21 protein-coding genes are annotated in these 24,096 nt (G+C 68.6%); 8 read left to right on the forward strand and 13 right to left on the reverse strand.

Going from position 1 to position 24,096, the window contains the following annotated elements:
• Window positions 1-41 precede the first annotated feature (41 nt).
• From U5798_RS16930 to U5798_RS16940, 3 genes are all read right to left on the reverse strand, one after another.
• On the reverse strand, window positions 42-443 hold the full coding sequence (locus U5798_RS16930) for a hypothetical protein (RefSeq protein WP_322082700.1): 402 nt from the start codon (window positions 441-443) through the stop codon (window positions 42-44).
• Window positions 440-826 (reverse strand): hypothetical protein, encoded by a 387-nt coding sequence (locus tag U5798_RS16935; RefSeq protein ID WP_322082701.1) that lies wholly within the window; start codon window positions 824-826, stop codon window positions 440-442. The genes U5798_RS16930 and U5798_RS16935 overlap by 4 nt, the downstream gene beginning before the upstream one ends.
• 156 nt (window positions 827-982) lie before the next feature.
• Window positions 983-2,269 (reverse strand): EAL domain-containing protein, encoded by a 1,287-nt coding sequence (locus U5798_RS16940; RefSeq protein ID WP_124452295.1) that lies wholly within the window; start codon window positions 2,267-2,269, stop codon window positions 983-985.
• 296 nt (window positions 2,270-2,565) lie between these two features.
• On the opposite strand from U5798_RS16940, the gene U5798_RS16945 reads away from it, so the two are divergent.
• A complete protein-coding gene (locus U5798_RS16945) occupies window positions 2,566-4,233 on the forward strand; it encodes a Na+/H+ antiporter (RefSeq protein WP_322082702.1) in 1,668 nt (555 codons plus the stop codon).
• A 91-nt stretch (window positions 4,234-4,324) separates the two neighbouring features.
• Here the strand turns inward: U5798_RS16945 and U5798_RS16950 are convergent, their stop codons facing one another.
• The 3 genes from U5798_RS16950 to U5798_RS16960 all read right to left on the reverse strand — a co-directional run bounded on the left by U5798_RS16950 (window position 4,325) and on the right by U5798_RS16960 (window position 10,157).
• Window positions 4,325-7,897 (reverse strand): indolepyruvate ferredoxin oxidoreductase family protein, encoded by a 3,573-nt coding sequence (locus U5798_RS16950; RefSeq protein ID WP_322082703.1) that lies wholly within the window; start codon window positions 7,895-7,897, stop codon window positions 4,325-4,327.
• A 1,042-nt stretch (window positions 7,898-8,939) separates the two neighbouring features.
• Window positions 8,940-9,260: a hypothetical protein gene (locus tag U5798_RS16955; RefSeq protein WP_124452301.1), complete on the reverse strand. Its 321-nt coding sequence runs from the start codon at window positions 9,258-9,260 to the stop codon at window positions 8,940-8,942.
• Between the two features lie 339 nt (window positions 9,261-9,599).
• On the reverse strand, window positions 9,600-10,157 hold the full coding sequence (locus U5798_RS16960; protein WP_322082704.1) for a DapH/DapD/GlmU-related protein: 558 nt from the start codon (window positions 10,155-10,157) through the stop codon (window positions 9,600-9,602).
• 372 nt (window positions 10,158-10,529) lie between these two features.
• On the opposite strand from U5798_RS16960, the gene U5798_RS16965 reads away from it, so the two are divergent.
• A complete protein-coding gene (locus U5798_RS16965) occupies window positions 10,530-11,144 on the forward strand; it encodes a glutathione S-transferase family protein (RefSeq protein ID WP_322082705.1) in 615 nt (204 codons plus the stop codon).
• 23 nt (window positions 11,145-11,167) lie between these two features.
• Here the strand turns inward: U5798_RS16965 and U5798_RS16970 are convergent, their stop codons facing one another.
• Window positions 11,168-12,136, reverse strand: coding sequence for an ion channel (locus U5798_RS16970; protein ID WP_124452307.1), 969 nt, complete (start codon window positions 12,134-12,136; stop codon window positions 11,168-11,170).
• Between the two features lie 167 nt (window positions 12,137-12,303).
• A complete protein-coding gene (locus tag U5798_RS16975; RefSeq protein ID WP_124452309.1) occupies window positions 12,304-13,323 on the reverse strand; it encodes a sulfate ABC transporter substrate-binding protein in 1,020 nt (339 codons plus the stop codon).
• Window positions 13,324-13,774: 451 nt separating this feature from the next.
• Between U5798_RS16975 and dapA the strand changes: the two genes are divergently transcribed.
• Complete coding sequence (gene dapA / locus U5798_RS16980; protein ID WP_124452311.1) at window positions 13,775-14,668, forward strand: 4-hydroxy-tetrahydrodipicolinate synthase; 894 nt, start codon at window positions 13,775-13,777, stop codon at window positions 14,666-14,668.
• Between the two features lie 21 nt (window positions 14,669-14,689).
• Here dapA and U5798_RS16985 read toward each other — a convergent pair whose 3' ends face one another.
• From U5798_RS16985 to U5798_RS16995, 3 genes are all read right to left on the reverse strand, one after another.
• Window positions 14,690-15,070, reverse strand: coding sequence for a type II toxin-antitoxin system VapC family toxin (locus tag U5798_RS16985; protein WP_322082706.1), 381 nt, complete (start codon window positions 15,068-15,070; stop codon window positions 14,690-14,692).
• Entirely contained in the window at window positions 15,070-15,297 is a 228-nt protein-coding gene (locus U5798_RS16990; RefSeq protein WP_226117021.1) for a type II toxin-antitoxin system Phd/YefM family antitoxin, read from the reverse strand. The genes U5798_RS16985 and U5798_RS16990 overlap by 1 nt, the downstream gene beginning before the upstream one ends.
• A 96-nt stretch (window positions 15,298-15,393) precedes the next feature.
• Complete coding sequence (locus U5798_RS16995; RefSeq protein ID WP_322082707.1) at window positions 15,394-16,434, reverse strand: LysR substrate-binding domain-containing protein; 1,041 nt, start codon at window positions 16,432-16,434, stop codon at window positions 15,394-15,396.
• Between the two features lie 106 nt (window positions 16,435-16,540).
• Between U5798_RS16995 and U5798_RS17000 the strand changes: the two genes are divergently transcribed.
• Complete coding sequence (locus U5798_RS17000) at window positions 16,541-17,809, forward strand: MFS transporter (RefSeq protein ID WP_322082708.1); 1,269 nt, start codon at window positions 16,541-16,543, stop codon at window positions 17,807-17,809.
• A 55-nt stretch (window positions 17,810-17,864) separates the two neighbouring features.
• On the opposite strand, the gene U5798_RS17005 is transcribed toward U5798_RS17000, so the two are convergent.
• Complete coding sequence (locus U5798_RS17005; protein WP_322082709.1) at window positions 17,865-18,503, reverse strand: glutathione S-transferase family protein; 639 nt, start codon at window positions 18,501-18,503, stop codon at window positions 17,865-17,867.
• Between the two features lie 111 nt (window positions 18,504-18,614).
• Here U5798_RS17005 and U5798_RS17010 point away from each other — a divergent pair, with 111 nt between their 5' ends.
• The 3 genes from U5798_RS17010 (at window position 18,615) to U5798_RS17020 (ending at window position 22,166) form a co-directional block, all read left to right on the forward strand.
• Window positions 18,615-19,535 (forward strand): LysR substrate-binding domain-containing protein, encoded by a 921-nt coding sequence (locus tag U5798_RS17010; RefSeq protein WP_124452324.1) that lies wholly within the window; start codon window positions 18,615-18,617, stop codon window positions 19,533-19,535.
• Window positions 19,536-19,706: 171 nt separating this feature from the next.
• Window positions 19,707-20,000 (forward strand): hypothetical protein, encoded by a 294-nt coding sequence (locus U5798_RS17015; RefSeq protein WP_322082710.1) that lies wholly within the window; start codon window positions 19,707-19,709, stop codon window positions 19,998-20,000.
• A gap of 45 nt (window positions 20,001-20,045) precedes the next feature.
• Window positions 20,046-22,166 carry a phosphocholine-specific phospholipase C gene (locus U5798_RS17020; protein WP_322082711.1) on the forward strand — a complete coding sequence of 707 codons (2,121 nt, stop codon included), beginning with the start codon at window positions 20,046-20,048 and terminating at the stop codon, window positions 22,164-22,166.
• Between the two features lie 18 nt (window positions 22,167-22,184).
• On the opposite strand, the gene U5798_RS17025 is transcribed toward U5798_RS17020, so the two are convergent.
• Window positions 22,185-22,808: an RBBP9/YdeN family alpha/beta hydrolase gene (locus tag U5798_RS17025; protein ID WP_124452330.1), complete on the reverse strand. Its 624-nt coding sequence runs from the start codon at window positions 22,806-22,808 to the stop codon at window positions 22,185-22,187.
• A 325-nt stretch (window positions 22,809-23,133) separates the two neighbouring features.
• Here U5798_RS17025 and U5798_RS17030 point away from each other — a divergent pair, with 325 nt between their 5' ends.
• Entirely contained in the window at window positions 23,134-24,075 is a 942-nt protein-coding gene (locus U5798_RS17030; protein ID WP_322082712.1) for a glyoxylate/hydroxypyruvate reductase A, read from the forward strand.
• Window positions 24,076-24,096 lie beyond the last annotated feature (21 nt).

The following is a 24,096-nucleotide window of genomic DNA, read 5'->3' on the forward strand; positions in this document are numbered from 1 at the left end:
CAGTATGACTCCGCGGGGCAAGGGCTGGCGTGCCGTGCGCGTCAGGCGCGCCGCACGAGCCCGATGCCGGCCAGCGCGGACAAGGCCGTCAATGCGGTGCCGGGCACGAACCTGAACATCCGCGCGTCGAAGTACGCACTCTGCTGCATCATGTCGATGATCTTCGGTGTGAGCACGAGCATCGCCCAGCCGAGCGCGCCGAACGCGGTGATCGCGGTCGCGACGAGCAGCGCGATGCCCGCGCCGCGCGTACGCGGCCGGAATGTGCCGGCAAACGCGCCTGCGGCGAGGAGCACGGCCGACACCGCGAACAGCACGGCGACGAATACGGCCGTCGCGCCCGCATGGCCGACTTTCATGAACGTGACCGTCTGCGCGGCGCTCACGCAGAAGCCCGCGATCGCGAACAGCACGATCGCGATCGCATTGCGCACGATGCTCATGCGGGCGTCTGGCGGAAATACGCGGTCGCGGGGCGCCGGAACAGCAGGTAGACGAACAGCGCGAACAGCAGGACGCCGGGCATCAGCACCGCGAGCATCGACGCCGGCATATTGACCAGCGAGAACGCGATGCCGAACACGAACGTCGCGACGTACGCCGTGCGCGACCATTCGCGCCCCTTCAGGATCGCGATGCCGATCACGACGTTCGCGACTTCGATGATCATGCTGATGCCGAACGTCGCCCAGACCGGCAGCAGGTAGTGCGACATCAGCGCCTGGGTGGTCGGCATGCCGATCGAGAACGGCGTATAGACGCACGTGATCGCGTTGGTCACGATGACGACCCACGCGAGGATGGTCAGCGAAATCGGTCTTTTCATGATGTTGTCCTTTTATTCGCCGCCATGGTGGCCCCCGGGGCGGCGCGATCGCGGACACGACGGCCGCGATCGCGCCATTGTCGGGGAAGCATGCAGCGAACGCAACGGCCGCCCCGCGCCGCCGCGCCCCGATCGCCGCATGCGATCCGTGCGGCGCTAGCCGCCGTCCGCCTCCTCGTCGACCCAGTCGATATCGCCGCACAGCACGCGCTGCGCATCGCCGACGCGCACGGCCACCGACAGCGTCACGCACGGCTGCGCCTCGTTGATCGACAGGTACGGCCGCGTGACCTGCACGCGTCCCGGCTCGGCGATCGCCGAACGGAAATACGGCCGGCGCAGCCAGTTCGCGCCCTGCGCGTCCGCCAGCGGCGAGAAGCGCGCCTCGGCGAGCGCGCGATCGGCGCGCAGCACGACGTTGCGGCCCGACTGGCGGCCGTGTGCGTCGAGCAGGAAGCAGCGCGCGGCCGCGTCGAGCGCGAGGAAGTTCCAGCACACCTCGTCGAGCGGTTCGCCGGCCGCGAGACGCTCGGACGCCCGCTCGAACGCACGCAGGTACGGCGCGAGCCGCTGCGCGTCGCGCCGTTCGCGCGCTTCGGTCTGCTGACGAAAGCGCTCGGTCAGCTCGCCGATGCAGCCGGTCGCGGTCGCGCTGTCGGGCAGCCCCGGCGCCGGTCGCCCGAAGTAGTAGCCCTGCACGAAATCGGCCTCGCACGACAGCGCGATCTGCGCCTCGTGCTCGGTCTCGATCCCTTCGACGAGCACGAGCTTGCCGGCCTCGTGCAGCAGCGTGACGAGCCCGTGCAGGATCGCGGTGAGCCCGGTGCGGTGCGCCGCGTGCGACAGCATGATCCGGTCGAGCTTCACGATGTCCGGGTTCAGTTGCCAGATCCGTTCGAGGTTCGAATGACCGGCGCCGAAATCGTCGAGCGCGATCAGGAAGCCGTGCGTGCGAAATTCGCGCACGGCCTCCGCGAGCCGCTCGACGTCTTCCGCGCGCTGTTCGAGCACTTCGAGCACGATACGACGCGGCGGCATGCCGAGCCGCTTCAGGTTCGCCAGCAGCGCGGCGGCCTGGAACGGGTCGGTCAGCACGCCCGGATGGACGTTGAGAAACAGCCACTCGCGCTCGGCGCCGAGCAGCGCGAAGTTCTCCAGATGCAGCGCCTGCGCGAGCCGGTCGAGCTGCAGCAGCTCGCCATGGCGCGCGGCGGCGCCGAACACGTCGAGCGGCGACACCGCGCGGTCGAGCGCATCGTGCGCGCGCAACAGCGCCTCGTAGCCGACCGCACGCTGGTGCGACAGGCTGAATATCGGCTGGAACACGGTCGTCAGCGTCAGGTCGCGATGCTGCGTGGCCAGACGTTCGAAGCCGGAACTCATCTCCCGCTCGAACCGGTACGGCGACGCGGCGGACGGACGCTCCTGTTGAACGATCGTCATGCCTTCCTCCTGGTGATGCCTTCGAACGCGCCGCCTGGCGAAACGGACGGCGCACTCAATGTCATGGTTGGACCCTCGATTGCCCGATCGATGCCGGGCGGCTGCCCACTTCAAGCAAGCTCCGTGCAAGGCGCCGACAATCCATATGCCATGCGGTTCGGCCGGGCCATCGCACCACCGCGGCGCACGCCGGGCGCACCATTTTCGTGCGCACGCACCGGCCGCTTGAGCGCAGCCGTCACGTCGGCACGCTACACTCCGTACGATCGTTTCATTCCGCGTTATTCGCCGTATCGATGGAAATCGTTTTCACAGTCCTGATTCTGCTGCTGACCGTCGCACTGTCCGGCGCCGTCACGCGCCTCCTGCCGTTGCAATTGCCGCTGCCGTTGATGCAGATCGCGTTCGGCGCGATGCTCGCATGGCCGAAGCTGAACCTGCACGTCACGTTCGACCCCGAAATCTTCATGCTGCTGTTCATTCCGCCGCTGCTGTTCGCGGACGGCTGGCGGATCCCGAAACGCGAGCTGTACCTGCAGCGCCGCGCGATCCTGATGCTCGCGTTCGGGCTCGTGTTCATGACGGTACTCGCAGTGGGCTACTTCGCGCATTGGCTGATTCCCGAGTTGCCGCTGCCGATCGCGTTCGCGCTCGCGGCCGTGCTGTCGCCGACCGACGCGGTCGCGCTGTCCGGCATCGCCGGCAAGGGCCGGATTCCGCCGCAACTGATGCACATCCTCGAAGGCGAGGCGCTGATGAACGACGCGTCGGGCCTCGTCGCGCTGAAATTCGCGATCGCGGCCGCGCTGACGGGCGTGTTCTCGCTGCGCGCCGCGTCGGTCACGTTCGTGATCGTCGCGGCCGGCGGCCTCGCGACGGGCGCGATCGTGTCGTGGTTGTTCAGCGCGCTGTCGACGCGCTTCCTGAACGCCGAGCAGGAAGGCGATCCGGCCCCCGGCATCGTGATGACGCTGCTCGTGCCGTTCGCGGCCTACCTGTTCGCCGAGCACCTCGACCTGTCGGGCGTGCTCGCGGCCGTATCGGCCGGGATGATGATGAATTACACGAGCTTCTCGCGCAAAAGCACGGTCGCGTCGCGCGTGCGCGCCGAAAGCACGTGGGCGATGATCGAGTTCGTCTTCAACGGCATGGTGTTCATCATGCTCGGGCTGCAGTTGCCGCACATCATCGGCCGCGCGCTCGTCGACGCGCACCACACGAGCGATGCGCTGGTCGGCCGCATGATCTTCAACGTGGGCGCGATGATGCTCGCGCTGTATGCGATCCGCTTCACGTGGGTGTGGCTGCTGCGCTGGTTCGCGAGCCGCCGCGCCGCGCGCCAGGGCCTCGCGGGCACGATGGCCGGCGTGCGCACGATCGCGGTGATGACGGTCGGCGGCGTGCGCGGCGCGGTCACGCTCGCCGGCGTGCTGTCGATTCCCGTCGCGTTGTCGGACGGCGCACCGCTGCCGGGGCGCGACACCGCGATCTTCGTCGCGTCGGCCGTGATCCTCGGCTCGCTGATCGTCGCGGTGATCGGGCTGCCGCTGCTGCTGCGCGGCGTGCGCTCGACGCGCAACCCGCTCGGCGACGAAGAGCGCATCGCACGCTCGGCCGCCGCGCAGGCCGCGATCCGTGCGATCGACTCGTCGCACGATGCGATCTCGGCCGAGCTCGACGAATCGGGTGCGGCGCGCTGCGCGGACATCTCCGCGCGCGTGATGGACCAGTATCGCCGCCGGCTCTCCGCACTCGCCGAGGACGGCCCCACGCCGCGCGCGGAAGCGAAGCAGGCCGAAACGATGGAGCTGCAGATGCGGATCGCGGCCGTGCGCGCGGAACGCTCCGCGCTGTACCGGCTGCGCAGCGACAGCAAGATTTCCGACGAGACGCTGACGAAGCTGATCCGCGAGATCGACCTGTCGGAAACCGCGCTGTCGACGCGCAAGAAAGGCATTCTCTGACGGTCCTGCAACTGCCCGCGTACGGGTACTGAGACGCAAAAAAAACGGCGACGCTCAAGCGTCGCCGTTTTCACATCCACCCGCGTTCGCGTTACTTCGCGACGACGACCGGAATCCCCTTCAGCATCCCCGCGCCCTTCATCTCGTCAAGCGCGTGCTGCACGGCCGCGCTCGTCGCCGCGTCGATGCCGAGCTGCAGCGCGAGCTCGCGCTCCGCGCGCTTCACGCCGGCCAGGTTGCGCACCTTCACGTGGCCGAAGCCGCGCACGCGGGCGTGCAGGTCGGCCAGTTGCACGACCTGCGCCGCATTGCCGGCCGTCATCGCGGCGAATGCGCGCGTGAGCGTCGTCTCGTAGTCGTCGGCGAGTGCGCGCTCCATCTTGCGCTCGACGGTGCGGCCGAACGGATCGAGCCCCGTGCCGCGCAGGCTGCGCACGCGCGCCAGCACGCCGAACACCGGCCACATCCACTGGCCGAACACACGCTTCTTCGGCGTGCTGCCGTCGCGGCCGGCCTTCGCGACCGTCGGCGGCGCAAGGTTGAACTTCACGCGATACGCCTGCCCCGGCACGCCTTCGAACTGCGCTTCGAGCGCCGTGCGGAATGCGTCGTCCGTGTACAGCCGCGCGACCTCGTATTCGTCCTTCACCGCGAGCAGCCGGTAGAACGTCGTCGCGACCGCGCGCGTCAGCGCGTCGTCGCCCTTCGCGCGTGCGGCGTTCACGAGCGCCCGGTAGCGCTCGACGTAACGCGCGCCGCCGTAGCCGTCGAGTCGCGCTTCGCGATCGGCGATCAGCTCGGCGAGCGTCTCCGGCGCGGCACGTGCGGCCACCGTGTGACGCGCATTCCACAACGCATCGAGGCCCGCCGCGTCGCCGGCCGCCATCCGGCCGATCGAGAACGCGAGCTTGTTCATCGGCACCGCGACGTTGTTCAGCTCGATCGCGCGCATCATCGCGGCGAGCGACACCGGCACGAGGCCGAGCTGCCACGCATAGCCGAGCATCAGGATATTCGCGCCGATCGAATCGCCGAGGAATTTCGCGGCGAGCGCCTGCGCGTCGCAGCTCGACAGGTAGCCGTCGCCGGCCGCATGGTGCATCTTCTCGAGCAGCGCGTCCGCATGCAGGTTCGCGTCGGGGTTCTGCACGAACGACGCGTTCGGGATCCGGTGCGTGTTGACGACGATCCGCGTGCGCTCGTGGCGCACCGTCTGCAGCGCTTCGGCGCTCGCGCCGACGACCATGTCGCACGCGAGCAGCACGTCGGCCTGCTGCGTGTCGATACGCACCTGGTTCAGCCACCGGTCGCTCGACGCGATCCGCACGAACGACAGCACCGAGCCGCCTTTCTGCGCAAAGCCCATGAAGTCGAGGACCGACGCGCTCTTGCCTTCGAGGTGCGCGGCCATGCTGATCAGCGCGCCGACCGTCACGACACCCGTACCGCCGACACCCGTCACGAGCATGTCGAACGGCGCCGCGTCGAGATGGGTCGCCGGCACCGGCAGCCCGTCGACGCGCGCGGCGAGCGCCGCTTCGTCGAACGCGGCGCCGGCCGCCTTCTTCAGCGCCGCGCCTTCGACCGTCACGAAGCTCGGGCAGAAGCCGTTCACGCACGAATAGTCCTTGTTGCACGACGACTGGTCGATGCGGCGCTTGCGGCCGAGCGGCGTCTCGAGCGGCTCGACCGACAGGCAGTTCGACTGCACGCCGCAGTCGCCGCAGCCTTCGCACACGGCGTCGTTGATGAACAGGCGCTTGTCCGGGTCGGGGAATTCGCCTTTCTTGCGGCGGCGGCGCTTCTCGGCCGCGCAGGTCTGGTCGTAGATCAGCACGGTGACGCCCGGCGTCTCGCGCAGCTCGCGCTGCACCGTGTCGAGCTCGCTGCGGTGATGGAACGTCGTGCCCGTCGGAAACTGCCCGTGATGGCCGTCGTACTTCTCCGGCTCGTCGGACACGACGACGAAGCGCGACACGCCCTCCGCCTCGACCTGCCGTGCGATCTGCGGCACCGAGATGCTGCCGTCGACCGGCTGGCCGCCCGTCATCGCGACCGCGTCGTTGTAGAGGATCTTGTACGTGATGTTCGCTTTCGCGGCGACCGCCTGGCGGATCGCGAGGATGCCCGAGTGGAAGTAGGTGCCGTCGCCGAGGTTCTGGAACACGTGCTTCGTGTTGGTGAACATCGCGTGCGCGGCCCAGTCGACGCCCTCGCCGCCCATCTGGATCAGCCCCGTCGTGTCGCGCTCCATCCACGACGCCATGAAGTGGCAGCCGATCCCGGCCTGCGCGATCGAGCCTTCCGGCACCTTCGTCGACGTGTTGTGCGGGCAGCCCGAGCAGAAGTACGGCGTGCGCTTCACCGCGTCGGCTTCGTTCGACAGGATCTGCGGCGCGACCAGATCGACGACGCGTTCGCGGCGGTCGAGCGCGGGCTTGTGCCGCGCGAGCCATTCCGCGAACACCGGCAGGATGCGCGACGGGCGCAGTTCGCCGAGCTCGGACAGCAGGCAGGCGCCGGCGGCGTCGTGCTTGCCGAGCACGCGCGGGCGCGCGCCTTCGCTGCGGTTGTACAGGTAGTCCTTGAGCTGCTGCTCGATGACCGGGCCCTTCTCCTCGATCACGAGCACTTCGTCGAGCCCGTCGACGAAGGTCTCGACGCGCGTCATCTCGAGCGGATACGACAGGCCGACCTTGTAGATCCGCACGCCGGCGGCGTCGAGATCGGCAACCGTCAGGTCGAGGCGGCGCAGCGCTTCCATCAGGTCGAGGTGCGCCTTGCCGCAGGTGACGATGCCGACGTTCGCGTGCGTGCTCGGCGCGATCCACTTGTCGATGCTGTTGGTGCGCGCGAAATGGCGCACCGCGTCGAGCTTCGCGGCGAGGCGCGCCTCGATCGTCAGGCTCGGCAGATCGGGCCAGCGGTTGTGCAGGCCGCCCGACGGCGGCGTGAAGCCTTCCGGTGCCGGCCACTGCGTCTGCAGCGCGTCGAGGTCGACGGTCGAGCCCGACTCGACCGTTTCCGAGATCGCCTTGAAGCCGACCCATGCGCCCGAGTAGCGCGACAGCGCCCAGCCGTACAGGCCGAATTCGAGCATGTCGGCGATGTTCGCCGGGTTCACGACCGGCATGTGCCACGCGATCATCGCGAAGTCGCTCTGGTGCGGCATCGACGACGACACGCAGCCATGGTCGTCGCCCGCGACGACCAGCACGCCGCCGTGCGGCGACGAACCGTACGCGTTGCCGTGCTTCAGCGCGTCGCCGGCGCGATCGACGCCCGGACCCTTGCCGTACCACATCGCATACACGCCCTCGACCGTGCGCTCGGGATCGGCTTCGACGCGCTGCGTGCCGAGCACGGCCGTGCCGCCGAGTTCCTCGTTGATCGCCGGCAGGAAGCGCACGCCGCTGGTATCGAGCAGTTTCTTCGCCTTCCACAGCTGCTGGTCGACCATGCCGAGCGGCGAGCCGCGATAGCCGCTGACGAAGCCGGCCGTGTTGAGTCCCTGCTCGATGTCGACCGTGCGCTGCATCAGCAGCAGGCGGACCAGCGCCTGCGTGCCGGTCAGGAAGATCCGGCCGCGCGTCGCGGTCAGGTTGTCGGTCAGGCGGTAGTCGGACAGGGCAGGCGAGCCGTCGACGGGCAGGCGGGCGGTCATGGGGGATGTCTCCGGATTGTGCTGTTCTGGGCTGCGCGGCGGGGCGTCGGGCGACGCGTGACCGGCGGCAGCGAATGGCTCTATTTTTTCGTGCGCAGCCGAGAATGTTTTTTCTCATCTTGCTCGGGCGGGGCTGTAGCGAGAAAAACTGCGCAGGTTTTCGCGTGGATTTGAGAGAGTTTTCGCGCGCGGTGGTGGGGGCGCGGTTGGCGGGTGTCGACGCGGCCGGCCGTCTTGCCGGGAAAACCGATGCGCGCTTGAGGGCATCGCCATGGCCACGCGATGGGTGCTCGAACCCCGTCTGCCAAGGGTTTCGAGGGCTTTTGGCAGTCACCCTCACCGTTGAATTGCACAGGGTTCCGATTGGTCGAGGGCGCCGGATGTCCACAACGCCGCGCCCTTCGCGCCGATCGGGTTCGCGCGCTCACCGTTCGATTGCACAGCATTTCGAGTGGCGTCGGGGCCGGGATGTCCACATCCGGAATCGGCATGCCGTTCGCCCGGGTGTCGACGCTCACCGTTGGAATTCACAGCGCGACGAGTGGGTCCTGACGGTGGATATCCACATCCTGGCCGGCTCGTTTCGACGATCCGCTGTTCACCCTCACCGTTCGAATACACAGGGTCGTGAGTGGGTTCGTCGGGCGGATATCCACGCCGGAATACGCATGCTGCGCGACTACCGCTTCGCACTCACCGTTGAAATGCACAGGGCTTCGACTGGCTGCGGCGGCTGTTTTCCACGGCCGGACCTGCATTGCCAGCGGGCCGTGCGCGTATGCTCACCGGTGAAAATCACAGCGCTTCGAGTGGCTTGGGGGGCCGGATATCCACATCGGGGAAAATCGGCCGATCGCTCGCGGAGGCGCGTTTCATCGAGCGCCGGCGACGCGGCAATCCATGCCGGAGGCGGCTGGTCACCCGATCGGACGCTGACACTCACCGTCGAAAAACACAGTGCCGCGAGTCGTTTCGGCGGGCGGATATCCACACTGAAATGCGCACGGTGCGCCTGACACGGCACGTGCTCCAGGCGACGTCATCAGCCGGACGGCCGCGCCCGGACGGGCTGCCGGCCAATGATGCGCGGATACTCACCGTTGAATTCCACAGCGCGTCGAGTCGCTTGGGAGATCGCGAATGCGCGACGAAATTCGCACGTTCCGGACCACGTGCCCGCGCTTGCCGTTAGAATGCACGCCCGCTCGATCGCGATCCGGACCCGGATATCGGCGTCGCGACGCACATCGGGCTCGGTCGCGCATTCTTGCATTCCGTCAGAATGCGCGGCGCGCCGAATCACGGCAAAGGCCGGCGAGCCTTGCTGGAACTGGCGCGTCGCGCGATCGGCTTCGACACTCACCGTTGGATTTCACAGCATTTCGCTTGGTCTCGGAGCGAGTTGTCCACACCCTTCTTCACGTATTGCGCGACATCAGGCGATCCTCACCGGTGAAATCCACAGCGCGCCGAGTCGTTTCGGAGCGAGGATATCCACAACCGGTTGCGCGACGGGATCGCCATGCGCACATCGGCGAACGCCTCGGTGCACCGCAACCGGGGACACCCGCAAAGGCTTGTCCGGACTGCCTCGGCGGCACCCTCACCGTTCAAATGCACAGCGTTTCGAGTCGTCGTCTAGCGGGTTGTCCACATCCGCACATCGATGCGCGATCGCGCCGGCACGCGCGCCCGGGCAATGTCATTCGGCAATCGACCGGATGACCGCTGCCGGATTGCCGCCGACCAGCGTATTCGGCGGAACGTCGCGCGTGACGACCGCCGCGGCCGCGACGACCGAATTCTCGCCGACCGTCACGCCACCGATGATCGTCGCGCCGGCGCCGATCCACACGTTCCGTCCGATCACGATCGGCTTCGCGACGACGCCGTCGCGCCGCCGCGAAGGCTCGATCGGATGACCGGACGTGATCAGGCTGACGTTCGGGCCGATCATCACGTCGTCGCCGATCTCGAGTCCGCCCAGGTCGTAGAACGTGCAGTTCTGGTTGACGAACACGTTGCGCCCGAGCTTCATGCCGGTGCCACCCGTCGCGTGAAACGGCGGGATCAGCACGAAGCCGTCGTCGACCTGCGTGCCGATCAGTTCTCCGAACAATGCACGAACCTCGCCTGCATCGTCGAACGTCAGACGGTTGAGCCGCGCGGTGATCGCCATCGCGCGCTTGACCTCGGCCACCATGGCCGCCGATTCCGGTGTTCTCCGCGAAATGATCGTGGTGCGATCGTCGTTTGCCATGCGTGACTTGTCTCCAGTGATGTCCGTGTTTCGCGATGCTTTGGCGGTCGTGGCCGAATGCCTGCGAGGTCATGTGTCAGGAGGCTGCGGGGGGCGCGGCGTCCATGGGGGGCGATGTCATTTTCCACCATGATTTTTGTCGATCTTCATAACTAGTCTTCATATAACTAGTTATTCCAAAACCTCCTTATCCCACCGGGCTTTGCCGGATTTTCCGCCCGATTCACGCTCGACACACAACGCCGCCAACAGACTCGCTCAGCCGTACCGCCCTTGGCCGGGCACCCCTCGCCGCCCCTGTCCGAACCTCCTGCGCTCGGGTACGCTTGAGCATCGACCTGACCGACACCGGCACCCAAACGCGGAGGCGCGATGAAGCTCTACTACTGGCCGAAGACCCGGGCATTCCGGGCGTTGTGGATGCTCGAGGAAACCGGCGTGGTGTACGAACTCGTGCCGATCGACCTGCGCTCGCACGAACAGGGCAGCGACGCATTCGTGCAGGTCAACCCGATGGCCAAGCTGCCCGCGCTCGACGACGGCAGCGCGCCGTTCGCCGAATCGGGTGCCGTGCTGCTCTACCTCGCCGACCGCTGCCCGGGCGCCGGGCTCGGCATCGCGCCCGACGATCCGCTGCGCGGCCGTTTCCTCCAATGGATGTTCTTCACGCCGACCTGCCTCGAACCGGCGATGGCCGAGAAATTCACCGGCGCGTCGGGCAATCCGGTCGCGTTCGGCTGGGGCAACATCACGCGTGTGCAACGCGCACTCGCGCAAGCGCTCGCCCATCACCCGTGGCTCGTCGGCGATCGCTTCACCGCGGCCGACCTGCTGCTCGCCAGCACGCTGAAGATCGCGTTCGACGCGCATCTGCTGCCGCACGAAGGCGTGCTCGGCGACTACGTCGCACGCGCCGAGGATCGCGACGCGTTTCGTCGCGCCGTTGCGATCGAACAACGCGAAGCGGCGCGATTGCTGCACGCGTGACGCGCGAGAGGCCGGCCCCTCGCTCACGCCTGCGCGCCCGGACCCTGCGCCGACGCGCCCGCTTCGACCACCACGCCGGGCGACCCACGCTCGTCGGTGTCGACGTCGATCGGCACGACTTCATGAAAATACGTGTAGTCGATGTGCGTGATGCCGTCCTCGTCGTGCATCAGGTCGACATAGCGGTGACGCCAGCGGATCTCGTCATGCGCCCACGAATGACGCGCCTGCATGACCTGCGCGGTCGTTTCGTCCGAGCCCTCGATCGTGATCAGCAACGACGCGTCGCGCGCGGCAAGCGATTCGGGCGTCTCGCCGAACAGCGCGCTCGACTCGTCGATCACGTGCATCAGGTTCCAGCCGAGCAGGAAGATCGGGTGCTCGCTGCGCACGAGCGGCAGGTCGTGGATCTTGCGCAGCGAGTAGCCCTCGTGCGTGCCTTCGATGCGCATCAGCCGCAACTTCGCCTGCGCCTCGGCAATCACGTTCTGGCGCGCATTCGCGGCGCGCACCATCAGCGTCATCCTGCCGTTCAGCGGCCGCACGATCGCGTTGCGCGCGAACAGGATCTTCGCCTGCGGCCGCGAGAAGCGCGCGAACACGAGCCCCGTGGCCAATGCGATGCTCGACATCCCGACGAAGATCTCGAACGTCGCGACGAGGTGCGCATAGACGGTCTGCGGATGCATGTCGCCGTAGCCGACGGTCGCGAGCGTCTCGACGCTGAAGAAGAACGCACCGCCGAAGCCGGCCGGCGACTGGTTCGCGATCGGCGCATGGCCGAGCAGGTAGAGCGTCGCGAAGCCGCCGTTGAGCAGCAGGAACAGCACCGCGAGCGACAGGAAGAACACGGGCCAGCTCACCGTCAGCGCGCGATGGTAGAAATCGCGCCAGCCGAGCGGCGGCATCCCGTATGCGATCACCGGGCGGGTGCCCGACCAGATCTTGCGGCCACGGCCGCGGGGGGCTGGGGAGGACGAATCGACGGTCATCGCGCGGCGCCGGTTGCAGGGAGGCGATGAGCGTAGCATGCGCGGCGGCGGTCGGGAATGCGTGCCGTCGCGAAACGGAAGTCCGCCGCGCGATGCCGAAAAAAACCGGCTGCGTGTGCAGCCGGCTGCGATGTCGTCGTGTGGGCCGCGCGCGATGCGCGCCGTGCTTACTTCCGGTCGACGATCACCTGGTCGAACGTGCCGCCGTCGGCGAAATGCGTCTTTTGCGCGTTCGCCCAGCTGCCGAAAACCTGCTCGACGCTGAACGTCTTCAGCGCCTTGAACTCGGCCGCATGCTTCTTCAGCACGTTCGCGTCGCGCGGGCGCAGATGGTGCTGCGCGATGATCTCCTGCGCTTCCGGCGTGTACAGGTAGTCGAGATAGGCCTGCGCGACCTTGCGCGTGCCTTTCTTGTCGACGACCTTGTCGACGACGGCGACGGGCGGCTCCGCGAGGATGCTCGCCGACGGATACACGGCGTCGAACTGCGCGCCCGATGCGCCGGTGTCCATCAGCGCGACTTCGTTCTCGAACGTGACGAGCACGTCGCCGATGCCGCGCTGCGTGAACGTCGTCGTCGCGCCGCGGCCGCCCGAGTCGAGCACCGGCACGTTGCGGAAGATCGCCTTCTCGAAGTCGAGCGCCTGCTGGTCGGTCGCGCCCTTCTGCTTCTGGAAGCCCCACGCGGCAAGATACGCGTAGCGGCCGTTGCCCGACGTCTTCGGGTTCGCGATGATCACCTGGACGCCCGGCTTGGCGAGATCGCTCCAATCCTTGATCGCCTTCGGATTGCCCTTGCGCACGAGGAACACCATCGTCGTGGAATACGGCGAGCTGTTGTCCGGGAAGCGCGCGCGCCAGTCCTTCGGCAGCAGTTGCCCGCGCTCGGCGAGCAGGTCGATGTCGTTCGGCTGGTTCATCGTCACGACGTCGGCCTGCAGCCCCTGCAGCACCGACAGCGCCTGCGCGCTCGACGCGCCGTGCGACTGCTTGATCGTGACGGTCTCGCCGGCCTTCTGCTTGTACGCGGCGGCAAAGCTCGTGTTGATGTCCTTGTACAGCTCGCGCGTCACGTCGTACGACACGTTCAGGATCGACGTGTCCGCGTGCGCGGCCGTCGCCGCCACGACCAGCGCCGCCGCCGCGCCCGTGTGCAGCCAGCGGCCGATCCCCTTGATGCTTGCCATCGTGATGTGCCCCGTTTCCAGTGGTGGTGAATGTGCGTGACGGCACGCGTACGCGCTGTCATCGAAACGTAAGCGGGCATTCTAGCGGCCGGGCGCGGCGGTCTTTCCAATCAGTCGTGGAAAGCAAATCTCGAATCCTGCTAAACGCCGGCCGACGCTCGCGCGCGCCGCCGATCCGGTGTTAAGATCGCCGCTCAGCCCACTCACGGTTCGTCCATGTCCGCTACCCTGCGCTCGCTTTCGATCCTTGCCGCCGTCGCGGCAGGTACGCGCGCGGCCGGGCTGAAACTGAAAAAACGACTCCTCGACTGACGGGGACGTCGCGTCCCGTCAGGCGAATGCCGGACGGGATGCCCGCAGGTCGTTTCTTTCTCCTTGCATGCACGCCTCGCTCCGGCACCCCGCCGGCGGAACGGTTCCTTCCCACTCCGTTTCCACCATGAGGCTTTGCATGAACACACGTTTCGAAGGTATCTGGCTGCCGATCATCACGCCGTTTCACCACGGCGAAGTCGACCATGCAGCGCTCGCTCGGCTCGCGCGTCACTACGCGGGCGCAGGCATCGCGGGCTTCGTCGCGGGCGCGACGACCGGCGAAGGCGTGCTGCTCGACTCCCGCGAACAGGATGCGGTGTTCGCGACGCTGCGCGACGCGGCGCCCGGACTGCCGATCGTCGTCGGGCTGACCGCGAGCGCGACGCACTTCGCGGCCGCGCGCGCACGCGAACTTGCCGCGCTGCGACCCGACGGGCTGCTCGTCACGCCGCCCGTCTACGTGCGGCCGACGCAGGACGGCATCCGCCGCCATGTCGAGGCGATCGTCGACGCGGCCGACTTGCCGGTGCTCGTCTACAACATCCCGTACCGCACCGGCGTGAACGTCGAACTGGACACGCTGCAGGCGCTCGCGCGCGACCCGCGCGTCGCCGGCATCAAGGAATGCGGCGGCACGCTCGACCGGATGAGCCGGCTCGTGCACGACACGCCCCTCACGATCCTGTCCGGCGACGACAACCAGAACTTCGCGGCGATGTGCGCGGGGGCGCACGGCGCGATCGCGAGCAGCGCGCACGTGCTGCCCGAATGGCATGTGCGGATCCATGCGCTGTTGCGCGACGGGCGGCTCGCCGACGCGCGACGCCTGTCGGTCGCGCTGCAGCCGCTCGTCGCGGCGCTGTTCGCGGAGCCGAACCCGGCACCGGTGAAGGCCGTGCTCGCCGCGCAAGGGTGGTGCGAGGACGGGTTGCGGCTGCCGTTCGTGCCGGCGAGCGAAGGGTTGCGGGAACGGTTGGATAAGCTCTGTGCGGAGCTCGATGCGTCCGCGTCGGCTGGTGCGGCGGCGTAGAGATTCGATCCCGAAACTGTTTCAGACCGTCAAGATTCTTGACGCGCCATACCGCGCAAGATGGCCGTCGGCGGTGATGAGCACCATCGGCTCGTACGAGGCCTGCGCGACCAGCAATCGGTCGAACGGGTCGCCATGGTGGAGGGGAAGATGACGAACGGCCGCACCGTGCGCCGCCCGAACGGCCAGTTCGCGGTATTGACTCGTCTTGAGCTTGTCGACCAGCCGATCCACATCGACATCCAGCTTCCCCTTGCCGGCTTTGATGGCCACTTCCCAGATGCTCGCACTGCTGATGAACACTTCGTCCGCGGAATCAATCAACCTGCGCGCGCGAACACTCAGCCTCGGATTATTCGCAACCATCCAGAGAAAGATATGCGCATCGAACAGCAGTCGCATTACTTGCCTTCGAACGCGTCCAATAAATCATCGGGGAGCGGCGCATCGAAGTCGTCGGCGATCCAGATCTCCCCCTCAAGCGCTCCGTACGGATGAATCGGCCTGAGCGGTACGAGCCGGACCGACTGCTTGCCGTTCTGCGTGATCACGACACGTTCGCCGGCGATCGCGGCATCGAGCAGCCTTTGCAGGTCGAGCGTGGCTTCGGGGACAGTGGCAACTTGCATGATGGGCTCCATTGGGTGACCCACCATTGTTACGGCATTCACCCTGTTGCACCAATGGGCCGAACGTCCAGCCGAATGCACGCTTGCCGATCGATATCATGCCGCCAGCGCCGCCGCCCCCTCCGTCGCCTCCCGCACCGCCTGCGTCACGATCCGCGCGAGCCGGTCGACCGTCGGTGTCGCCGACGACGTGCGCCGCAGCAGGATCAACGGCAGGCTCGGCAGTGCCGGCAGCCCGCACGACGCCGCGTCGAGCACGCGCACCGACGCCGGCAGCCCGTAGTGCGAGCGCACCGTCAGCCCGAGGCCAGCCGCCGCCGCGGCCCATAACCCGGCGAGGCTGGGCGTCGTGAACGCGATGCGCCACGCCATGCCCGCGCGATCGAGCGCATCGGTCGCCGTGCCGAAGAACCGGCACGGCCGGTCGAACACGACGAGCGGCAGCGGCTCGCCGCGTGCTCGCTCGACACGGCCGTTCGTTTCATCCGCATCACCTTCGGCCCCGTCGTCGCCCTCCGGTACCCCGAATCCACCGGCGCCCACCGCACCGATCCATTGCATCGGCACCTGCGCGATCGTTTCGCTGCCGATCCCCGCCCGCGACACGAACTCGGCCAACGAAGGATCACCCCATACCAGCGCCAGATCGAGCTGGTTCGCATCGAGCCGCTCGAACAGGTCGGCATTGCACGCCACGCGCGCCTCGATCTTCACCTTCGGATGCGCACGCGCGAATCGCCCGAGCACGTCCGGCAGGATCGCCTCGCCGAAATCTTCCTGCAGCCCGACACGCACCCAGCCGTCGAGATTCACGCCGCGCACGGCCGCCGCAGCTTCGTCGTTCAGCGCGATCATCCGCCGCGCATAACGCAGCATCGCGTCGCCGGCGTCGGTCAGCGCGAGCCCGCGCCCGGCCTTCACGAACAGCGGCGTGCCGGCCTGCTCCTCGAGCTTGCGGATCTGCGCGCTCACCGCCGACGACGAGCGCGCGACGCGGTCGGCCGCCTTCGCGAAGCTGCCGAGATCCACGCCCGCGACGAGGCTGCGCAGCGCGGCCACGTCGAAGTTGGGCCGCGCCAGCGCGGCATCGGCCCAGGCGAGCGGCTCGCCGCCGCGCGGAATGTCTTGTCCGGGCATCTCAATCATCCTGTTTTATCGAACGATTCATCAAATACTTTCCGATTTTCAGGATGAATGTAGGCCGCCAGACTAGGGATGTCAATTTCCAACCGGGCCTGCCGCCATGGATACCTCGTGCATCGTTTCCTCCTCGCCCGCCCGCGCCGCGCGCGGCGCGGCCCATCGCTGGCGCGTGCTGGCAGCCGGCGTCGCCGCGAACATGAGCTTTTCGGCGGCCGCGGCCGGCATTCCGACCACGGCCGTCTGGATGCGTTCGGCCTATCACCTCGACAACGGCGCGCTCGGCCTCGTGCTCGGCGCGCTCGGCTTCGGCGTCGCGCTGTCCGAGCTGCCGTGGGGGATCGCGGCCGACCGCTTCGGCGATCGCCGCGTGCTGCTGACCGGGCTCGTCGCGACGGCCGCGATGCTCGCGCTGATGGTGTGCACGATCGTCCCGACCGCGCACGCGGTACCGCCGCTGATGCGCGTCGTCGCGGCGATGTGCTGCGTCGGCCTGCTCGGCGGCAGCGTGAACGGGTCGAGCGGACGCGCGGTGATGCGCTGGTTCGGCGAGCGCGAACGCGGGCTCGCGATGAGCATCCGCCAGACGGCCGTGCCGCTCGGCGGCGGCGTCGGCGCGGCGCTGCTGCCGTCGCTCGCGTCGCATCTCGGCTTCGCCGCGGTGTTCGGCGCGCTGATGCTGCTGTGCGCGGGATCGGCCGCGCTGACCTGGCGCTGGCTGCACGAGCCGCCCGCCGAGCCGGCCGCGCCGCACCTCGCCACGCATCGCCCCGCCGAGCGGCAGCCGTCCGCGCAGCATGCGCGCAATCCGCTCGCGAGCGGCCCCGTGTGGCGCATCGTGGTCGGCATCGGCCTGCTGTGCACGCCGCAGTTCGCGGTGCTCACGTTCGCGACGGTGTTCCTGCACGACTTCGGCCGGCTCGGCCTCGCCGGCATCAGCGCCGCGATGGTCGTGCTGCAGATCGGCGCGATGGCGATGCGCGTGTGGAGCGGCCGTCATACCGACCGGCACGGCAACCGGCGCGCGTATCTGCGCGGATCGGTATTCGTCGCGGCCGGGTCGTTCGCGCTGCTCGCAGCCGCAACGGCCGGCAGTGCGCACGTGCCGCTCGCCGCGATCGTCGCGATTCTCGTGCTTGCCGGCATCTGCGTGTCGGCGTGGCACGGCGTCGCGTACACGGAGCTCGCGACGCTCGCGGGCGCCAACCACGCGGGCACCGCGCTCGGGATGGCGAACACGGTCGTCTACCTCGGGCTGTTCGCGACGCCGCTCGCGATTCCGCCGCTGCTCGCGGTCAGTTCGTGGAGCGTGGTGTGGCTCGCGACCGCGCTGATCGCCTGCGCGACCTATCCGCTGTTCTCCGCGAAATAGCAGCGCCCCGCCTCATGCGGGTGTCGCGGCACACACCGCGACACCCGCACATCCGTCAGGCCGCCTCGCGCGCCAGCGCGCGTCGCACCGCCGGCCGCTCGGCCTCGCGCTGCGCATGGGCCGTCCACGCCGCATGCCGCGTCATGTCGAGTCCGGTCGCTGCGCCCCAGCGATACAGCACGAACAGGAACGGATCGACGATCGAATGCGCGCCCGGCTCGGCCCACGTGCGGCCGTCGGCGAGCGCGGCTTCGATCGACGCATTCGCCGCTTCGATCGTGCCGCGCCCGTGCGTGCTGACCGCACCGTGCAGCGCCGGATCGTCGATGAAGCGGCCCGGCCGCCACAACGCACCGTAACCGACGCCGTGCACCCAGCCGACCAGCCAGGCAAGCCATTCGTGACACCGCGCCTCGCGCAGCGGATCGCCGGGCGGCAGCAGTTGCGCATCCGGATGGCGGCGAGCGAGATACGTGAGGATCGCCGGTGTTTCGGTCAGCACGCGCGACTCGCCCGGAATCGCGAGCACGGGCACGCGCGCCTTCGCGTTGATCGCGAGATAGGGCGCCGCGAGGTTCTGCCGCTTCTGCACCGAGACGATCTCGACGTCGAACGGCGCGCCGGTTTCCTCCAGCGCGATGTGGGCGGCAAGCGAGCAGGCGCCCGGCGAAAGATAGAGACGATATGCGTTCATGGTGTGTGGCCCGACGGGACTGTGGAAGACGGAACCGAGTGTAGGAACGGGTACCGGTGCGCGACAAACGATGAATTGTCGTGCTCGGACATTAGTGTTACTAATACCCGCATGCGACGCATCCACCTCCCTCCGCTGCAGACGCTGCGCGCGTTCGAGACCGCCGTGCGGCTGCAGAGCTTCACGCGCGCGGCCGACGCGCTCGCGCTCACGCAAGGCGCGGTGAGCCAGCACATCCGCGCGCTCGAGGCGCAGCTCGGCTATCCGCTCTTCACGCGCGAACGCAACGGCGCGACACCGACGCATGCCGCGCACGCGCTCGCGCTGCAGGTGCGCCAGGGCCTGAGCGTGCTCGAACGCGCGTTCGAGCCGGCACTCGCGGTACGCAGCCGCCCGCGTACCTGCGACGTGACGCTGAACGTCAGCGTGCTGCCGAGTGTCGCCGAGCGCTGGCTCGCGCCGCGCCTGCCGCGCTTCACGGCCGCGCATCCGCACATCGCGATCGCGCTGCACCCGGACGTGGCGCTCGCGCCGCTGCGCAAGCGCGATCGCATCGACGTCGCGCTGCGCTACGGGCCCGGCACCTGGCCAGGCGTCGTCGCCGAAAAGCTGATGAACGAGACGATCTTCCCGGTCGCGAGCCCCGCGTACCGCAACCGCGACGGCATCGCGCCACGCGTGCCGGCCGATCTCGTGCGCGCCACGCTGCTGCGCCATCCCGCGCAGCCCTGGGAGCCGTGGTTCCAGGCCGCGCGGCTCGACCTCACCGAATCCGCGCGCGCACCGCGCTTCACCGATGCGAACGCATTGATCGACGCGACACTGCAAGGCCGCGGCGTCGCACTCGCGCGCCGCTCGCTGATCGAACCCGAGCTCGCGGACGGCACGCTCGTGCGCGTGTCGACGGTGCGCGTGACCGACGTGTATGCGCACTACGTCGTGTGGCGCCCCGGCCATCCGCACGAAGCGGCGATCCGCACGTGGCTCGACTGGCTGCGCAGCGAGGTGCGGCGCAGGACGCCGAGGCGCTGACCGGCAGCGATCGACGGCAGCCGGCTGCCGGTCCGCCGCACGCGAAAGCCGTTGGTCAGCCTGACGAAAGCCTTTCGCGATCACATGCCGGACGCAAACGATTCACCGAAACGTCGCATCGCACCGGCATACTCGAAAACGTTTCCCGATCAGCCTGCCAGGAGAGAAGTCATGCGTCGCGTTTCCGTCGTCGTCGTTCTTTGTGCCGCCGTTCTCGTCGCCGCCTGCAGCGACGACGGGCAGCACGACGCCCACGCGACCGACGCCTCGCAGCAAGCCGGCGCATCGGCCGGCGCCGCCAGCGCGTTCAACAACGGTGCCGCCGCGAACACCGCCGCGTCCGATGCCGCACCGCTCGCGCCGCCCGTCGTGCACTACCCGCCCGATGACGACGACGACGCGAAGCCTGCGACGAACGCAACGAACGCGGCCGCGTCGAGCGCCGCGGCATCGTCGCCGGGCTGATCCCGCCGCTTCCGCCCCCCCGACCGCAGAACCGAGGTGAACAACATGACGTCATCGAGCCGCCGCCGTTTCCTGCATACCGTCGCACAATCCGCGGGCGCCGCCGTTGCGCTCAACGCTTTTCCCGAATCGATCCGCCGCGCGCTCGCGATTCCCGCCGCGCGCGGCACCGGCACGATCCGCGATGTCGAGCACATCGTCGTGTTCATGCAGGAAAACCGCTCGTTCGATCATTACTTCGGACACCTGCGCGGCGTGCGCGGCTACAACGACCGCTTCCCGATCCCGCTGCCGAACGGCAAGCCGGTGTGGTACCAGCCGTCGAAGGCCGATCCGGGCAAGCCCGTGCTGCCGTTCCGGCTGAACACGCTGACGACGAGCGCGCAGTGCGTGGGCGATCTCGACCACTCGTGGTACAAGACGCACGCGGCGATCGACGGCGGCCGCTACGACCAGTGGCCCGCGAACAAGACCGACATGACGATGGGCTATCACGTGCGCGAGGACATCCCGTTCCACTACGCGCTCGCCGATGCGTTCACCGTGTGCGACAACTACTTCTGCTCGCTGCCGGGGCCGACGCACCCGAACCGCTCGTACCTGATGACGGGCACGGTCGACCCGACCGGCAAGTTCGGCGGCCCGCTGCTCGACAACAGCGACTACGTCGACGGCGACGGGCCGCCGGCGTACCAGCTGCTGTCGTGGACGACCTTTCCCGAACGCCTCGAGGCGCACGGCGTGTCGTGGCAGATCTACCAGCAGGGCACGACCGGCAACGATCCGTACAACGGCAACTACGGCACCAACGTGCTGCAGAACTTCGCGAACTTCATCAACGCGAAGCCCGGTTCGTCGCTGTACCAGCGCGCGCAGACGGTGCGCACGCTCGACAACCTGAAGGACGACGTGATCAACGACCGGCTGCCGCAGGTATCGTGGCTGTGCCCGCCGGCCGCGTTCTCCGAGCATCCGAAATACACGCCCGCGTACGGCGCGAACTACACGTCGCAGATCCTCGATGCGCTCACGTCGAACCCGGACGTGTGGCGCAAGACCGTGCTGTTCATCATGTACGACGAGAACGACGGCTTCTTCGACCACATCGTGCCGCCGCAGCCGCCGACGTCGACCGCGCAGGGCGCGTCGACCGTGACGACCGACGGCGAGCTGCATACGGTCGTGAACCCGGGCCGCGGCGGCAGCTATACGGCCGACGGCCTGCCGTACGGCCTCGGGCCGCGCGTGCCGATGACGGTCGTGTCGCCGTGGACCAAGGGCGGCTACGTGTGCTCGCAGGTGTTCGACCACACGTCGGTGATCCGCTTCATCGGCGAACGCTTCGGCATCGACGAACCGAACATCACGCCGTGGCGCCGCACCGTGTGCGGCGACCTCACCGCCGCGTTCGACTTCCGCTCGTCGGATGCATCGTTCCCGCCGCTGCCCGACACGAGCCAGTACCGCTCGATCGCGGACCAGCAGTGCACGTCGCAGCCCGCGCCGACCGTGCCCGCAACGCCGTCGCCGGTCGATCCGCAGGAGCCCGGCGTGCGGCCCGCGCGCGCGCTGCCGTACGAGCTGCACGTGAACGCGAGCCTCTATGGCGGGACGAAGCTGCGCATCGAGTTCGCGAACCGCGGCAACCAGGGCGCGCACTTCCACGTGTACGCGACGAACCGCACCGACGGGCCGTGGCGCTATACGGTCGGCGCGCGCCGCGTGCTGCACGCGGACTTCGACCTGACGGAGACGAACGGCGTGTATGCGTTCTCGGTATACGGGCCGAACGGCTTCGTGCGCGTGTTCTCCGGCAACGTGTCGGCCGCGACCGCGCGTCACCGCAACCCGGCGCAGCCGGAGGTGAAGGCCGGCTACGACATCGCGAACGGGAACCTGTACCTGAAGCTGCGCAACCACGGCGGCGCCCACGTCACGCTGACGCTGACCGACAACGCGTACGGTGCGCCGTCGCGGCAGGTGACGCTGCACGGCGACGACGAGCAGGTCGAGCAGTGGGCGCTCGCGTCGAGCCACCACTGGTACGACGTGACGGTCAGCGACGGCGCGAACGGCACGTTCTCGCGCCGCTACGCAGGCCACGTGGAAAACGGCCGGCCGAGCTATTCGGATCCGGCCGCCGTCAAGCCGGTCGCCGCGTCGTAAGCGCGACGGCCTGCGCCGTCAGACCGCGTGCGCCAGCGCGCGGTCGACGAGCGCGGTTTCGAAGCCGTCGTCCGCGTCGCGAAAGCGCAGCGGCGCCGCGCAATGCACCAGCGTATCGATGAAGTATTTCGCGCGCGGCCACGGTCCGAAGCCGGCTGCCGTGTTGATGTGCCCGGCGTCGCCGAGGTTCACGAACGCGCTGCCCAGGCGTTGTGCGAGCGCGCGCGCATCGGCGAGCGGCATCCACGGATCGGTCTCGCTGCCGATCACGATCGACGGCACCGCGAGCCGGCGCGCGTCGAACGGCCCGGCGAACGTGAATTTCTTCGGGCTGGCGGGCGCGACGAACAGGACGCCCGCGACATCGCCCGCATGCGGCCCCTGCGTGAGCGCATGCGCGGCCGCGAGGCAGCCGAAGCTGTGCGCGGCGAGCACGAACGGGCCGCGCTCGCGATCGAGCAGCGTGCGCACCGAGTGCGCCCAGCCTGCGAGATCGGGCGCGTCCCAGTCGTCCTGCTCGACGCGCAGCGAACGCGGAAACTGCCGCTCCAGCCAGGTTTGCCAGTGAGCGCCTTCGCTGCCGTGCAGGCCCGGAACGGTGACGAGCCGCGGCGGCCACGCCGATTTGCTGCATGCGCTCATGATTGCCCTCGCTTGCTTGAAGACGAGGTTCGATTGTGGCGCGGCGGCCGCGGCCGCCGAACCAATATTTTGTGCTTTGCTTTTGCGCGGCCGGCGCCCCGGCGGCCGCGCGCGCCGGGCGGACAGCCCGCGCGACGGCGCAATGCGCCGCGAAACCGTAGAATGTGGGCTTCCCGCCAGCTTCACACCGAGCCGGGCCGGGCGCCGATGCGCCGGGCCCGGTCGTCAGGAGACGCACGATGTCCGCTACGCCCGCCGGCGCGCTGCGCCCGGCCCCGCTCGCCCTGCCCGTGACGCGCCCCGCCGGCGCGCACGCCATCACGCAATGAAGATCCTGTTCTACTCCCCGCACCAGGAAGCCGCCGCATGGCGCGACGAGATCGCGCACGCGCTGCCGGAAGCCGAGCTGCGCGCGTGGCAGCCGGGCGACACGGCCGCCGCCGACTACGCGCTCGTGTGGCGCGCGCCGCGCGAATTCTTCGCACCGCGCGACGGCCTGCGCGCGATCTTCAACCTCGGCGCGGGCGTCGACGCGTTGCTCGCGCTCGAGCGCGCGCATCCGGGCACGCTGCCCGCGCACGTGCCGCTCTTGCGGCTGGAAGATTCGGGCATGGCGCAGCAGATGGTCGAATACGTGACGCACGCGGTGCTGCGCTACCTGCGCCGCTTCGACGAATACGATGCGCTGCAGCGCGAGTGCCGCTGGCAGCCGCTCGAACCGCATCCGCGCGCGAGCTTTACCGTCGCCGTGCTCGGCCTCGGCGTGCTCGGCGCGCAGGTCGCGCGCGCACTCGCCGCGCTCGGCCTGCCCGTGCGCGGCTACAGCCGCAGCGCGAAGCAGCTCGACGGCGTCACGACCTTCGCCGGCGAAGGCGCGTTCGACGCGTGCATCGACGGCGCGAAGGTGCTCGTCAACCTGCTGCCGAGCACGCCCGACACCGACGGCATCCTGTCGTCGCGCGCATTCGCTCGGCTCGCGCCCGGCGCGTACGTCATCAACGTCGCGCGCGGCGCGCATCTCGTCGAGGCCGACCTGCTCGACGCGCTCGCGAGCGGCCGGATCGCCGCGGCCACGCTCGACGTGTTCCAGCATGAACCGCTGCCGGCAGACCATCCGTTCTGGCACGCGCCGCGCATCACGATCACGCCGCACAGCTCGGCCGAGACGCTGCGCGCGGAAGCCGTCGAGCAGATCGCCGGCAAGATCCGCGCGTTCGAGCGCGGCGAGCGTGTCGGCGGCGTCGTCGACTACGCGCGCGGCTACTGAATTCTGCCCTACCGAAAAATC

The sequence above is a fragment of the Burkholderia sp. BCC1972 genome, from assembly GCF_905339605.1.
In the GTDB taxonomy this organism is placed as follows: Bacteria; Pseudomonadota; Gammaproteobacteria; order Burkholderiales; family Burkholderiaceae; genus Burkholderia.